The sequence below is a fragment of the Stenotrophomonas sp. AC248 genome, from assembly GCF_979258185.1.
Genome location: NZ_OZ409840.1, coordinates 1,568,802 through 1,581,647, shown reverse-complemented (window position 1 = coordinate 1,581,647; position 12,846 = coordinate 1,568,802). Strand labels below are relative to the sequence as shown.

Below are 12,846 nucleotides of genomic sequence, written 5' to 3'. Positions count from 1 at the left end.
CGACTCTGTTTGCTTCCCTGCCCCGGCCTTTTGTTAAGATGCGCGGGCGCCTTCGGGCGCACTCTATGGACGACGACCCTTACCCCCCGCCGCACCGCCGCGCTCACGCGCCCTACGGTAGCCGCCATCGCTTGAACACGCCCTCCCTGCCACCAACCGGGGACGACGCCCGTGTTTGAACTGATTATTGTCCTGGCCCTGATCCTGCTCAACGGCTTCTTCGCCATGTCCGAGATGTCGGTCATGACCTCGCGCAAGAGCCGCCTGAAGCAGATGGCCGGCACCAGCAAGCGCGCCGCACGCGCGCTGGAACTGTCTGAAAAGCCCGAAAGCTTCCTGTCCACGGTGCAGATCGGGATCACCCTGATCGGCATCCTGACCGGTGTGTTCGGCGGCGAGGCGATCGGCCTGGCCATCGCCGAGTGGCTGCACGGTGTGTTCCCCGCCTTTGCCTATGCCAGTGAAGTGGGCAAGGCACTGGCCGTGGCCCTGATCACCTTCCTGACGCTGATCTTCGGCGAACTGGTGCCCAAGCGGCTGGCGATCACCCGCTCGGAGGACATCGCCGGGCTGGTCGCCTGGCCGATGGGCTGGCTGTCCCGGATCGCCTTCCCGGCGGTGTGGCTGCTCTCGCACAGCACCCGGCTGGTGCTGCGCGTGCTGGGCCTGGGCAAGGACGAGGCCGCATCGGTGACCGAAGAGGAGATCCGCATGCTGGTGGCCGAGAGCCACGAGGCCGGCGTCATCGACGCGCACGAGCGCGACATGATGAACCGGGTGATGCGCCTGGGCGACCGGACCGCCGACAGCCTGATGACCCCGCGCAACCGGATCGCCTGGCTGGACACCGTGGCCGACCCGGAGAAGAACATCGCCACGATGCGCGAGAACGAGTTCTCCCGATACCCGGTGTACCGGGACAACGACCAGGACATCGTGGGCGTGCTGGAAGTGAAGAGCCTGGTGACGCGCCTGGTGCGCGATGACCATTCGCTGTTCCAGCAGCTGCGCGAGCCGCTGTATGTGTCCGAATCCACCCATGCGATGAAGCTGCTGGAGATCTTCCGCGAGGAACAGCAGTCGATGGCGCTGGTGGTGGACGAGTACGGCGAGATCCAGGGCCTGGTGACCATCAGTGACCTGATGGGCGCGGTGGTCGGCCGCCTGCAGTCGGTGGAGAACGTGGACGAGGACGCCCTGGTGGTGACCCGTGAGGACGGCTCCTACCTGGTCGACGGCTCGCTGTCGATCGAAGACCTGCGCGAACTGATGGGCAATGCCGAACTGCCCGACGCCGAGGACGGCGACTACTACACGCTGGCCGGCATGTGCATCCACTTCTTCGGGCGCATTCCGCATGCAGGCGAGTATTTCGACTGGGCCGGCTGGCGCATCGAGATCGTCGACCTGGATGGCGCGCGGGTGGACAAGCTGCTGCTGCGCACGCTGTCCGAAGAAGAGACCGATGAACTCACCGGCTGATCCAACCCCGCCGGACGAGGGACGCCCGGCGTACCGCAACGAAGGCATCCGCACGTTGCTGGCGATGTTCGACCACGGCGACCCGGAGGAGCGGCTGCTGCTGGGCAAGATCCTGCAGGACCTGCAGCAGAGCGCGTTCGGCGTGTTCCTGTTCGTGGCGATCCTGCCGGCATTCATCCCGATTCCCGGGGTAGGCGGCGCGGTGAGTGGCCCGCTGATCCTGCTGATCGGCGGGCAGATGCTGTTCGGCCTGCGCCGGCCGTGGCTGCCGAAGTTCATTGCCAACCGCGGCCCGAAGCGCGGCACGATGCACCGGTTCCTGGCCCGAATCGACGGCCCCCTGCGGCGGCTGGACAAGCTGCTGAAGCCGCGCCTGCCGGCGCTGCTGGTGCCACTGCCGGCGCACGCGCTCACCGGCCTGCTGCTGATCCTGGTGGCGGTGCTGCTGTCGCTGCCGATCCCGTTCACCAACTACCTGTTCGGCTTCCAGCTGCTGCTGTTCGCGCTGGCGCTGCTGGAACGCGACGGCATGCTGATGTTGTTGAACTGGATCGGCGCGCTGGCCGCCGTGCTGTTCTTCGGCTTCAGCTCCGGCCAGTTGGTGAGCTACACGGTGGAACAGGTCCAGCGCTGGTTCTGACGCGCGCCTACCAACGGTCGGCGCCTACCGACGCGACACCACGCCCCCCCACCCGGACCGTCACGCCCCACCCGGACGGTAGAGCCGACCGTTGGTCGGCTGCCACCCGAAGCGGTAGAGCCGACCGTTGGTCGGCTTCCCACCGACAAGGGTAGAGCCAACCGTCGGTCGGCTTCCCGGAAATCGCCCGAAACCTGCCCCAAAAACCGCCCAACCATCACGCCCCAGGCTTGAGATCCACCGTACCGGTATCCGACAACGCGCCCGGGTCGTCCGTAACGGCCGACAACACGAAATACAGCGCGCTACCCAGCAGACCGCCGGGGCCATCCCAATACTCGGCCGATTCGGCGCTGACGTGGATCAGGCGCAGGTTGGGGTCGTCCTTGCCGCCGGGGAAGAACAGCTTCATCGCCGGCGACCACAGTTCCTCGATCTTCGCGCGGTCATCGACGATGCGCGCGGTGCCGGCGACCGACACATAGGTGTTGCCCGAGGGCGAGGAATAGGACACGTTGACGCGCGGGTTGAGCGCGATCTCGGCCACCTTGGGGCTGTCGGCTTCGGTGGCGAACCAGAGGTCGCCATCGAACTCGACTTCCTGCGTGCCGAGCGGACGGCTGTAGAGCCGGCCGTCGACACCGACGGTAGTGAACATGGCGATGTCGACATCGCGGATCATGCCCGCCAGTTGTTTGATGTGCTGTTGGCGGTCGTGTTCTGCCATGGACGTAGCTCCTGAAACGGGAGCCCCCATCACAGCCGATCGGCAGCCACGGCAGCGTGAACCATGCGGTCACGCCGCCTTCGCGCGCATTCGCAACGGTGTTCTTACGCGTTGGCCTTCCACGCCTGCATCGCCAGCCCGAACGAGCGCTTGCGCGCGGCATGGTCGAAGATGTTGGCCGTGAGCAGCAGTTCATCGGGCTTGTGGCGCGCAGCGAACGCCGCCATGCCCTCGCCCACCTGGCGCACGTCACCGACCACCGCGCAGGCCAGCGCGTTCTGCACGCCCAGCTTTTCATGCGGCTGCCAGAAGGCTTCGATGTCGTCGATCGGCGGCGGAATCAGCCCCGGCTTGCCGCGCCGCAGGTTGACGAAGCTCTGCTGCTGGGTCGTGAACAGACGCTTGGCCTCGGCCTCGGACTCGGCCGCCACCACGTTGATGCCCAGCACCGCGTACGGGGCCTCCAGGTACTGCGACCGGCGGAACTCGCGGCGATACACCGCCAGCGCCTCGTCCATCGCATCGGGCGCGAAGTGCGACGCGAACGCGAACGGCAGGCCCATCGCGGCGGCCAGGCGCGCGCTGAACAGGCTTGAGCCAAGCAGCCACACCGGCACCGGGATGCCCGCACCGGGCACGGCGCGCACGGCCTGGCCGGTCTGTGCCGGTTCGAAGTAATGCAGCAGTTCGCGCACGTCCTGGGGGAACTGGTCGGCGCTGTCGAAGTAGCGGCGCAGGGCGCGCGCGGTGGGCTGGTCGGTGCCGGGCGCGCGGCCCAGGCCCAGATCGATGCGATCGGGGTAGAGCGAGGCCAGCGTGCCGAACTGCTCGGCCACCTGCAGCGGCGAATGGTTGGGCAGCATGATGCCGCCGGCGCCGACGCGGATGCGACGGGTGCCGCCGGCCACGTGGCCGATCAGCACGGCCGTGGCGGCGCTGGCGATGCCCGGCATGTTGTGGTGCTCGGCCAGCCAGTAGCGGTGGTAGCCCCAGCCTTCGGCGTGCTGGGCCAGGTCCAGCATGTTGGCGAAGGCCTGGGTGGTGTCACTGCCCTCACACACGGGGGCCAGATCAAGAATCGACAATTGCATGGACGCGTTCCCTCCAGAAGTCATCCCACCCAGATGGGGCTGGCCACCGCCCGCCGCCAGTGCCGGTGGCGGGATGCTGATTCCTGCGGTTCGGCTTCGTGAGGATGCCGCGTAGCTGCCGGTCGTGCCGCGCCCTGCCCGGCCGCCAGCGCTCAGGCGGCTTCGGTACCGGGTTGATCGACCAGCGGCTGCAAGTCCGCGTCCAGCGCCACGCGCTCGTCGAACACGAAGCACCGGCCCTCGTAGCCTTCGCCGCCGACGGCCTCGAAGTACCCCAGGATGCCGCCGTCCAGCTGCAGCACGTTGTCCATGCCGTCGTTGCGCATCCACAACGCGGCCTTTTCACAGCGGATGCCGCCGGTGCAGAAGCTGACCACGGTGCTGTCGCGCAGCGCCTCGCGGTGCGGCGCCAGTGCGTCGGGCAGGTCGGTGAACTTGGTGATCGGCAGCACCAGCGCGTCCTGGAAGGTGCCGTACTCGATTTCCTGGGTGTTGCGGGTGTCCAGCATCACCACCGGCTTGCCGGCATCGTCATGGCCCTGGCGCAGCCAGCGCTGCACCGTGGCCGGGTCCACCGACGGGGCGCGCGGGTAGGCCAGCGGCTGCCCGTCGTCGATGCGGAAGCTGATGATCTCCGGCTTGACCTTGGCCTTGAGCCGCGCGAATGGCTGCATCTGGCTGTAGCTGGTTTTCACCCGCAACCCGGCAAAGCGCGGGTCGGCATGCAAGGCAGCGTAGAAATCGGCAATGCCGGTGTCGGTGCCGGCCAGGAACAGGTTGATGCCCTCGCCCGCCACCAGAATGGTGCCGCGCAGGCCGCCCGCAGTGGCGCGCTCCAGCAGCGTGGCGCACAGCGCGTCGGGGTCGGCGATGGGGGTGAAATGGTAGGCGGCGGTATTGGCGATCATCGGCCCATTATAAATGCCGACCGCCCCGCTGCCGGGGCAGTGACCGCCGGCGATTCAGCCGCGCAGCAGCACGAACGGCAGGAACACCAGCGCCGCCGCAGCAACCATGCCCAGCAGCACCGCGACCACGAACAGCGGCCGGCGCTGCAGCAGGCTGCCGAAGGTTTCGGCGGTGCCATCGCGCAGCGCCGCCTCGCGCTCGGCCCGCACGCGTACCCCGCGGGCCTCCTGGTAGGGCGCCATCACGGCCTTCGCCCGCGGCAGGTCCTCGTTGTCACGGATCCAGATCCCGCCCCAGGAGATCCCCCACGGGCTGGGCTCGGTGCGGTAATGGGCGATGCCCGCCTGGTCCAGCAGGGCGATCACGTCCTGGATTTCATCGTCCGCGACATTGCGCAGGTTGAGCAGCAGTTTCGACATGCGCCCATGATAGCGCCCGGCGATGCGCTACCCTTGCGTCCCGTTTTTGCGATCCGGAGCCGCCATGCGCCGCCTGCCCTCCTATCTGCTTGCCCCCCTGATGCTGCTGGCGCTTGCCGGCTGCACCCCGCCCGGTCCGCCCCCGGGCGGCACGATCGCGCAGTTCGAGAAGATCGATACCCAGCCGGGCACCGGCGCCGAGGCCACGCCCGGCAGCAAAGTGACCGTGCATTACACCGGCTGGATCTACGACGAGCGCACCGCCGACAAGCACGGCGACAAGTTCGACAGTTCGGTCGACCGTGGCGAGCCTTTCAGCTTTGACCTCGGCAAGGGCCAGGTCATCAAGGGCTGGGACGAAGGCTTCGCCGGCATGAAGGTGGGCGGCAAGCGCACCCTGATGATTCCAGCCGAATACGGCTACGGCGACCGGGGTGCCGGCCCGATCCGGCCCGGTTCGTCGCTGGTGTTCGATGTCGAGCTGCTCGACGTCACCCCGCGCTGATTGGCCTGCATGACCCTTTCCAGCACTGCCCCACGACGTGTGGCGATCATCGGCGGTGGCCCGGCCGGGCTGATGGCGGCCGAAACCGTGCGCGCCGCCGGCCATCAGGTTGATGTGTATGAGGCCAAAGGCTCGCCCGGGCGCAAGTTCCTGATCGCCGGCAAGGGCGGGCTGAACCTGACCCACTCCGATGCGCACGAGGTGTTCGTGGCGCGCTACCGCGAGCGGGCCAGCGAGGTGGGCGCATGGCTGGCCGACTTCGACGGCCCGGCACTGCGCGACTGGGCGCTGGGTTTCGGTGTGGAAACCTACGTGGGCAGTTCCGGCCGGGTGTTCCCGGTGGACCGCAAAGCCGCCCCGCTGCTGCGTGGCTGGGTGCGCCGCCTGAAGGAACAGGGCGTACGCCTGCATGTACAGCACCGCTGGACCGGCTGGGCAGACGACGGTGCCCTGCGCTTTGAAACGCCCGAGGGCGAGGTCACGGTGCAGGCCGATGCCGTGGTTCTGGCGATGGGCGGTGGCAGCTGGCCACAGCTTGGCTCGGATGCGGCATGGGTGGCACCGCTGGCCGCGCGCGGCATTGATATGGCGCCGCTGCAATCGGCCAACTGCGGCTTTGACGTCGACTGGACCGCGTACTTCCGCGATCGCCAGGCTGGTGCTCCGTTGAAGCCGCTGGTGGCCCATTGGGTCGCGCTGGACGGTCAACCACGCACGCTGCAGGGCGAATGCGTGATCAGCGCCGACGGCATCGAAGGCAGCCTGATCTATGCGATGGCCGCCGACCTGCGCGACACCCTCGCCCGCGACGGCGCGGTGACGCTGCATCTGGACCTGCTGCCCGGCCAGACCCAGGCGCAGCTGCTGGACAAGCTGCAGCGCCCTCGCCAGGGCCGCAGCTTCGGTGAGCACCTGCGCCGCCAGCTGGGCCTGGGCGGGGTCAAGTCGGCGCTGCTGTTTGAAGTGCTGGGCAAGGACGCCGGCCAATTGCCCGCCGACCGCATCGCCGCTGCATTGAAGCGCCTGCCGCTGTCGCTGCTGCGCCCGCGCCCGATGGCCGAGGTGATCAGCACCGCCGGCGGCGTCCGTCTGGAGGCGCTGGACGCGCAGCTGATGCTGCGGCAGATGCCGGGCACGTTCTGCGCCGGCGAGATGCTGGACTGGGAAGCGCCCACCGGCGGCTACCTGCTGACCGCCTGCTTTGCCAGCGGTCTGCGCGCCGGGCGCGGCGTGATCCAGTACCTGCAGACCCAGTAAACGGGCCGCGTTGAAACGCCGGTAACGGGCCGCGTTGAAACGGTAGTGCCGGCCGCTGGCCGGCTCCATGCACGCCTCGAAGCACCCTGATACCGCCGGCCGCTGGCCGGCTCCACGCACGCCCCGAAGCACTGCGGATACCACCGGCCGCTGGCCGGCTCCACGCACGCCTCGGAGCACCCTGGTAGTGCCGGCCGCTGGCCGGCTCCACGCACGCCTCGAAGCACCCTGGTAGTGCCGGCCGCTGGCCGGCTCCACGCAGATCCATGGGCACCGCGGGGAGCCGGCCAGCGGCCGGCACTACCTTGCACCACGAGCACCGCGGGGAGCCGGCCGGCGGCCGGCACTACCGGGTCAGGGGTGTTGCATGCGCACCGAGGCGAGTGCGACGCCGCTGGGGTGCGGGTAGGTTTCCTCGCGCAGCGCCCGGAAACCGCAGCGCTGGTAGAACGGGACCGCATTGAGCGAGGCCGACAGAACCAGCGGCCTGTCCGGATCGGCCAAGGCCTGCAGGGCCTGCATCAAGGCCTGGCCGATGCCACGCCCGCCACAGTCGGGGTCGACGAACAGCGCATCGATTTCATTGCCTGCCGTGTCGAGGATGCCGTACCCCAGCAGCTGCCCGGCCCCGTCCTCGGCCACCACGCAGCCGCCCTGCGCGATCAGCCCAGCGTACTGCGCCGGCGGCGGCGAGGCCGCCCACGGCGCGATCACCTCGGGCGGGTACGCCGTGCTGCACAGTTCACGCACGCAGCGGGTGCGCAGCACCCACAGCCGCTCGGCCTCCTCGGCCGTCCCCACCCGTAGTGCCGGGCTCTGCCCGGTAGCCCCGCCATCGCCGGCCGTCCCCACCCGTAGCGCCGGGCTCTGCCCGGCAGCCCCACCATCACGAACCGTTCCAGCCATCATCGCGACTTGCTCGTGCGCAGCGCCTGGATCCGCGCCGGCGGCTGGAACGAATCGCTGCGCGCGTCGCTCCAGTAATCATGGAACACCGCGTGATCGGGCACCTGCCGCAGCAGTTCACCCGGCGCCAGGTACCGGTACAAGGACGCCAGCGAGCGGATCTCCACCGGCGATACCCGCCGTAGGATGTGCTCCGGACCCAGTTCGGACGGGTGGTTCAAGCCGGCCGCGCACAGCAGGTCGCGCAGCGCGCGCACGGTGTTGTCGTGGTAACTGTGCACGCGGGTGGCCTTGTCGGCCGCATCCAGGTGGCGCCAGCGGTGCGGGTCCTGGGTGGCGATACCGGTGGGGCATTTGTCGCTGTGGCAGCTCAGCGACTGGATGCAACCCAGCGCGAACATGAAGCCGCGCCCGGCATTGCACCAGTCCGCGCCCAGCGCGATGGTGCGCGCGATCTCGAACGCACTGGTGACCTTGCCGGCCGCGCCCACCTTGATCCGGTCGCGCAGGTCCAGGCCGACCAGCGTGTTGTGGACCAGCAGCAGCGCTTCGTGCATCGGCACGCCCACATGGTCGATGAACTCGGCCGGCGCCGCCCCGGTCCCGCCTTCGGCGCCGTCGACCACGATGAAGTCCGGCAGCAGCTGGGTCTCGTGCATCGCCTTGGCAATGCCGAACCACTCCCACGGATGGCCGATGGCCAGCTTGAACCCGACCGGCTTGCCACCGCTCAACTCACGCAGGCGCGCCACGAACTGCAGCAGCTCCACCGGCGTGCTGAATGCCGAGTGCTTGGACGGTGACACGCAATCCACGCCCATCGGCACGCCACGGGTGACCGAGATCTCCGCGCTGACCTTGGCCGCCGGCAGCACGCCGCCATGGCCGGGCTTGGCGCCCTGGGACAGCTTGATCTCGATCATCTTCACCTGATCGGTGTTGGCATTGGCCACGAACTTCTCTTCGCTGAAACCGCCCGCGTCATCGCGGCAGCCGAAGTAGCCCGAGCCGATTTCCCACACCAGGTCGCCGCCCATCTCGCGGTGATAGGGCGAGATCGAGCCTTCGCCGGTGTCGTGGTAGAAACTGCCGCGGCGCGCGCCCTCGTTGAGGGCACGGATTGCATTGGCCGACAGCGAGCCGAAGCTCATCGCCGAGATGTTGAACACGCTGGCCGAATACGGCTTGGCGCAATTGGGGCCGATCAGCACGCGGAAATCACTGTGCGCGATCTCGGTGGGGGCCAGCGAATGGTTGATCCATTCGTAGTCCACAGCATAAGTGCTACGCAACGTACCGAACGGCACCACGTCCATTTCGTTCTTGGAGCGCTGGTAGATCAGCGCGCGCTGCTGCCGCGAGAACGGCACGTCCTCCAGGTCGCTCTGTACGAAGTACTGGCGGATTTCCGGGCCGATCGACTCCAGCCCGTAGCGGAAATGCGCCATCACCGGGTAGTTGCGGCGCAGCGTGCTGCGCTTCTGCAACAGGTCCCAGGTGCCCAGCACCACCACCGCGAGGGTGCCGCCGACGCCCCAATACCAGGCGGGCCAGATCGTGGCCAGCCACAGGCAGACCGGCAACAACAGGATGGCGAGCACGTAGACCAGGTAACGATGCATGGCTTTCCTCGATCAATAACGCATTCGAGTCTACAACCGGTCGTCGACAACGTCCCGCGGCCAGACCGATTTGACGTCGTACACCACCCCGTCGGAGGTGAGCAGTGCGCGGACGGTGGCCGCGTCGAACGCACGGAACTCGTCGTGGGCCACGGCCAGCACCACGGCATCGAACACGCCGGGATCGGCGCGCTCCACCCAGTGCACGCCGCTGCCGGCCAACACCGCCGGCCCGACCCACGGGTCCTGCACGTCCACCCGCGCACCGGCCGCCTGCAGCGACTGCGCCAGCTCCAGCGCGCGGCTGTTGCGCAGGTCCGGGCAGTTTTCCTTGAACGTCACGCCCAGCACCAGGATGCGCGCAGCGGCCGGCGCCTTGCCGCGCCCCGCCAGCAGCGCCAGCACGCGCTGGGCCACATGCGCACCGACCCGGTTGTTGACCTGCCGCGCGGTGTGGATCAGGTCCGGGTGGTAGCCCACGCTTTCGGACTTGTGCAACAGATAATAGGGATCCACGCCGATGCAATGGCCGCCAACCAGGCCCGGCCGGAACGGCAGGAAATTCCATTTGCTGCCCGCTGCATCCAGCACGTCTTGGGTATCGATGCCGAGCCGGTCGAAGATCAACGCCAGCTCGTTGACCAGCGCGATGTTGACGTCGCGCTGGATGTTCTCGATCACCTTGGCCGCTTCGGCCACGCGGATCGACGGCGCCGGCCACGTGCCGGCGGTGATGATGGTCGCGTACAGCGCATCGACGCGCACCGCGATCTCGGGGGTAGAACCGGACGTGATCTTGCGGATGTCGGGCAGGCGGCGCTGGCGGTCACCGGGATTGATCCGCTCGGGGCTGTAGCCGCAATGGAAATCGTGGTTGAACCGCAGTCCCGATCCCGCTTCCAGCAGCGGCACGCACACTTCCTCGGTGGTCCCCGGGTAGACGGTGGATTCGTAGATCACCAGGTCGCCCGGCTTGAGCACGGCGGCGATCAGCGACGAGGCGCTCCGCAACGGCCCCAGGTCCGGCTGCTCCAGCGCATCGATCGGCGTGGGCACCGTCACGATGTAAATGGTGCACGCGGCCAGTTCGGCGGGGTCGGCGGTGTAACGGGCGTGCCGTGCGGCGGCAAGCTCGTGCGGCTCCATTTCCAGGGTGTGGTCATGCCCACGCTGGAGCTCCTCGACCCGCGCGTGGTCGATGTCGAACCCGAGTGTTGGCTGACGGGCGCCGAACGCAACGGCCAACGGCAACCCGACGTAGCCAAGCCCGATTACCGCGATTTGCGGCGAATCTGCGGCGCCTGCTCCAGCGACCATCAGCCGCGCCCCAGGGGTAAGCAGCAACGGCAGGTAGGGGGCGGCAATGGGGCGGACTGACTCATGGGGGCGGCGCCGGGGAAAGAATGGCACAGCCTAACGCGGGAAGCCGCATGCCACAAAGAACAAAGCCGCCGCCCGCGGAGAGTACGGACGACGGCCAACAAATGGTCCAGCTGCGGTTACTACCCTTTCAGACAGCCTGGCGGAGTTTCCGCAGGACCGGTCACAGCTGGTAGAGAGATAGTAGGCGCGGACCCGTGATGTTCTTGTTACGGGAAACGAACAGTTGCGTTACGAGCCGAGCATGACCGCCGCCGGTTCCAGTTCACCGGTTACCCCGGTCCACAATTCAAGCAGGCGGGCGAACCCCACCCGGCCCTGGCCCTCGATCGGCGCTGCAGGGCTGAAGCCCTCCCAGGCGGTCTCGATCATGCCGGTGAGCACCTGCGGTTCGATCGCCGCCGACGCCATCGTCCACCGGGGGAAATGGCGGGTCAGGACCGAGCCACGTGCCAGCTCACGCAGGAACAGATGGCTGCGCGAATTCAGGACACGCTGGTAGACCGAATCGACGCCGTCTTCGGGGCCTTCGAAATACTGCAGGAAACGGGTGCCGTCGAACATGAGCACGCCGGTGACCCCGGCGACCTTGTTGAAGCTTGTCGCCGCGGCAAGGATGCGATCGATATCCGATGCTTGAATCCCTTCGAAGGCGACGCTGGTGTAGGCGATCGCACGCAACGGCATGCAGTCAGAACTCCCCTGAGAACTGCTTTGACTATGCCACGAACCTGCATGTGTAGATAGATGATCACGGGGCGCCACGGCACCGGCAGGCGTGCGTCCGCTTGTCGCAGGCTCAGGGCGCCTGGACCTCGAACCCGGCCTGCTCCAGGCGCGCCAGATAGCCACCGGGCTGCACCAGCAACGCCACCGGCACCACCGCGAAGGTGGTTGCGTTGCGCCCCAGCGCGGCCCGCGCCATCTGCACCCATTTATCCGCCGCCTGCTGGTCCACCCCGGCCAGGCCGCGACGGCGCCCGAACTCGCTGTCGGCGATCGCGCCCACGCAGGCGTCGTACTGGCTCTGCACCGCCAGTTGCTGCAGCGCCCCGGTGTCGCCCACGGCCCAGGCGTTGGCCCGCTCCACCAGCAGCGGCAACTGGTGTTCCACCACCTCCAGCGTGCGCTGGAAGCACGCGGCATCGGCCAACGTGCTGCCCCGCATTTCCTTCAACGCCGCGCGCGGATCCTCCACCCGGATTGCCACCCGGGTCGGCACCGGCTTCAGGCCCCGGGCCTTGTAGGCTTTCTCCAGCACACGGGTCATCGGCTTGCTGCCGCCAAGCCCCACCGACTTCAATGCATCGCCATACAGGCGGGCCGCCGCCACCAGCGGACGGTCCTTCTCGACGCCGCGGTCACGCCCCATGTAGCGCTGTTTGAGCGGCAGCCAGCGTGCATACAGCGCCGCCGGCAGGATCTCGTCCAGGCGCCGGCCCTGCGGATCGTGCGCGGCCTTCATCGCCGAGGGCAGCAGGGTCAATCCCCTGAACACCCCGATGTCGGCGTCCACCGTCCAGCCGGGTGGCCCCAGCACCTCATCGGCGCTGGCGATCACCGCCTGGACTTCATCGGCGCGCCACTCCAGCTTGGCCGGCAACGGTGACACCGTGCCCAGGATCCACAGTGCATGGCCGTCGCCGCCGGTCACCTTCCACATGCCGGGACCGGGCTGCACACCGGACACCACCACCGGCGCCAGATCGACCACCGCCGGCCCACTCGCGGGCGTCTGGGCCTGCGCGCCGGCCACGCACCACAACGCCATCGCCAGTACCGCCACCGCCTTCCCTGCCCGTGCCGCGCTCGCCATGCTGCCTTGCCTGTGTTGGGGTCGAACGCAGCCTACGGGGACCTCGGCGCGCCTGCGTAAAGTTTGCGTTTGGCCGCTGCCGGCATAATGCA

13 protein-coding genes are annotated in these 12,846 nt (G+C 68.2%); 4 read left to right on the top strand and 9 right to left on the bottom strand.

Features of this window, described 5'->3' with window-relative positions; all coding sequences use genetic code 11:
• Positions 1–171 precede the first annotated feature (171 nt).
• Both ACZ0AE_RS07220 and ACZ0AE_RS07215 read left to right on the top strand, forming a co-directional pair.
• Positions 172–1,482: a hemolysin family protein gene (locus ACZ0AE_RS07220; RefSeq protein WP_137189122.1), complete on the top strand. Its 1,311-nt coding sequence runs from the start codon at positions 172–174 to the stop codon at positions 1,480–1,482.
• Positions 1,466–2,122, top strand: a complete 657-nt coding sequence (locus ACZ0AE_RS07215; protein ID WP_448133389.1) for an exopolysaccharide biosynthesis protein — start codon at positions 1,466–1,468, stop codon at positions 2,120–2,122. The genes ACZ0AE_RS07220 and ACZ0AE_RS07215 overlap by 17 nt, the downstream gene beginning before the upstream one ends.
• A gap of 217 nt (positions 2,123–2,339) precedes the next feature.
• Here ACZ0AE_RS07215 and ACZ0AE_RS07210 read toward each other — a convergent pair whose 3' ends face one another.
• The 4 genes from ACZ0AE_RS07210 to ACZ0AE_RS07195 form a co-directional block, all read right to left on the bottom strand.
• A complete protein-coding gene (locus tag ACZ0AE_RS07210) occupies positions 2,340–2,849 on the bottom strand; it encodes a pyridoxamine 5'-phosphate oxidase family protein (protein ID WP_128096695.1) in 510 nt (169 codons plus the stop codon).
• A 104-nt stretch (positions 2,850–2,953) separates the two neighbouring features.
• Positions 2,954–3,940 carry an LLM class flavin-dependent oxidoreductase gene (locus ACZ0AE_RS07205; protein WP_448133388.1) on the bottom strand — a complete coding sequence of 329 codons (987 nt, stop codon included), beginning with the start codon at positions 3,938–3,940 and terminating at the stop codon, positions 2,954–2,956.
• A 152-nt stretch (positions 3,941–4,092) separates the two neighbouring features.
• The gene (locus tag ACZ0AE_RS07200) at positions 4,093–4,848 is read right to left on the bottom strand and encodes a sulfurtransferase (RefSeq protein WP_038689185.1); all 756 of its coding nucleotides are present in this window, start codon (positions 4,846–4,848) and stop codon (positions 4,093–4,095) included.
• A 54-nt stretch (positions 4,849–4,902) separates the two neighbouring features.
• Positions 4,903–5,268 (bottom strand): DUF6164 family protein, encoded by a 366-nt coding sequence (locus ACZ0AE_RS07195; protein WP_038689187.1) that lies wholly within the window; start codon positions 5,266–5,268, stop codon positions 4,903–4,905.
• 64 nt (positions 5,269–5,332) lie between these two features.
• Between ACZ0AE_RS07195 and ACZ0AE_RS07190 the strand changes: the two genes are divergently transcribed.
• Together ACZ0AE_RS07190 and ACZ0AE_RS07185 are read left to right on the top strand one after the other, a co-directional pair.
• Positions 5,333–5,773 carry an FKBP-type peptidyl-prolyl cis-trans isomerase gene (locus ACZ0AE_RS07190; protein WP_137189118.1) on the top strand — a complete coding sequence of 147 codons (441 nt, stop codon included), beginning with the start codon at positions 5,333–5,335 and terminating at the stop codon, positions 5,771–5,773.
• A 9-nt stretch (positions 5,774–5,782) separates the two neighbouring features.
• Positions 5,783–7,030: a TIGR03862 family flavoprotein gene (locus tag ACZ0AE_RS07185; protein WP_463600716.1), complete on the top strand. Its 1,248-nt coding sequence runs from the start codon at positions 5,783–5,785 to the stop codon at positions 7,028–7,030.
• 354 nt (positions 7,031–7,384) lie between these two features.
• Here ACZ0AE_RS07185 and ACZ0AE_RS07180 read toward each other — a convergent pair whose 3' ends face one another.
• The 5 genes from ACZ0AE_RS07180 to ACZ0AE_RS07160 all read right to left on the bottom strand — a co-directional run bounded on the left by ACZ0AE_RS07180 (position 7,385) and on the right by ACZ0AE_RS07160 (position 12,754).
• On the bottom strand, positions 7,385–7,831 hold the full coding sequence (locus tag ACZ0AE_RS07180; RefSeq protein ID WP_463600715.1) for a GNAT family N-acetyltransferase: 447 nt from the start codon (positions 7,829–7,831) through the stop codon (positions 7,385–7,387).
• Between the two features lie 104 nt (positions 7,832–7,935).
• Complete coding sequence (locus tag ACZ0AE_RS07175) at positions 7,936–9,558, bottom strand: FMN-binding glutamate synthase family protein (protein WP_141058656.1); 1,623 nt, start codon at positions 9,556–9,558, stop codon at positions 7,936–7,938.
• A 30-nt stretch (positions 9,559–9,588) separates the two neighbouring features.
• Complete coding sequence (locus ACZ0AE_RS07170) at positions 9,589–10,875, bottom strand: nucleotide sugar dehydrogenase (RefSeq protein ID WP_463600714.1); 1,287 nt, start codon at positions 10,873–10,875, stop codon at positions 9,589–9,591.
• A 294-nt stretch (positions 10,876–11,169) separates the two neighbouring features.
• Entirely contained in the window at positions 11,170–11,625 is a 456-nt protein-coding gene (locus ACZ0AE_RS07165; protein WP_038689196.1) for a BLUF domain-containing protein, read from the bottom strand.
• Between the two features lie 112 nt (positions 11,626–11,737).
• Entirely contained in the window at positions 11,738–12,754 is a 1,017-nt protein-coding gene (locus tag ACZ0AE_RS07160) for a TraB/GumN family protein (RefSeq protein ID WP_463600713.1), read from the bottom strand.
• Positions 12,755–12,846 lie beyond the last annotated feature (92 nt).

Bases quoted from the DNA above. Each gene is read 5' to 3' on its own strand.
- ACZ0AE_RS07215 (WP_448133389.1), top strand. From the start codon at position 1,466: ATGAACTCACCGGCTGATCCAACCCCGCCGGACGAGGGACGCCCGGCG.
- ACZ0AE_RS07210 (WP_128096695.1), bottom strand. From the start codon at position 2,849: ATGGCAGAACACGACCGCCAACAGCACATCAAACAACTGGCGGGCATG.
- ACZ0AE_RS07205 (WP_448133388.1), bottom strand. From the start codon at position 3,940: ATGCAATTGTCGATTCTTGATCTGGCCCCCGTGTGTGAGGGCAGTGAC.
- ACZ0AE_RS07200 (WP_038689185.1), bottom strand. From the start codon at position 4,848: ATGATCGCCAATACCGCCGCCTACCATTTCACCCCCATCGCCGACCCC.
- ACZ0AE_RS07195 (WP_038689187.1), bottom strand. From the start codon at position 5,268: ATGTCGAAACTGCTGCTCAACCTGCGCAATGTCGCGGACGATGAAATC.
- ACZ0AE_RS07190 (WP_137189118.1), top strand. From the start codon at position 5,333: ATGCGCCGCCTGCCCTCCTATCTGCTTGCCCCCCTGATGCTGCTGGCG.
- ACZ0AE_RS07185 (WP_463600716.1), top strand. From the start codon at position 5,783: ATGACCCTTTCCAGCACTGCCCCACGACGTGTGGCGATCATCGGCGGT.
- ACZ0AE_RS07175 (WP_141058656.1), bottom strand. From the start codon at position 9,558: ATGCATCGTTACCTGGTCTACGTGCTCGCCATCCTGTTGTTGCCGGTC.
- ACZ0AE_RS07170 (WP_463600714.1), bottom strand. From the start codon at position 10,875: ATGGTCGCTGGAGCAGGCGCCGCAGATTCGCCGCAAATCGCGGTAATC.
- ACZ0AE_RS07165 (WP_038689196.1), bottom strand. From the start codon at position 11,625: ATGCCGTTGCGTGCGATCGCCTACACCAGCGTCGCCTTCGAAGGGATT.
- ACZ0AE_RS07160 (WP_463600713.1), bottom strand. From the start codon at position 12,754: ATGGCGAGCGCGGCACGGGCAGGGAAGGCGGTGGCGGTACTGGCGATG.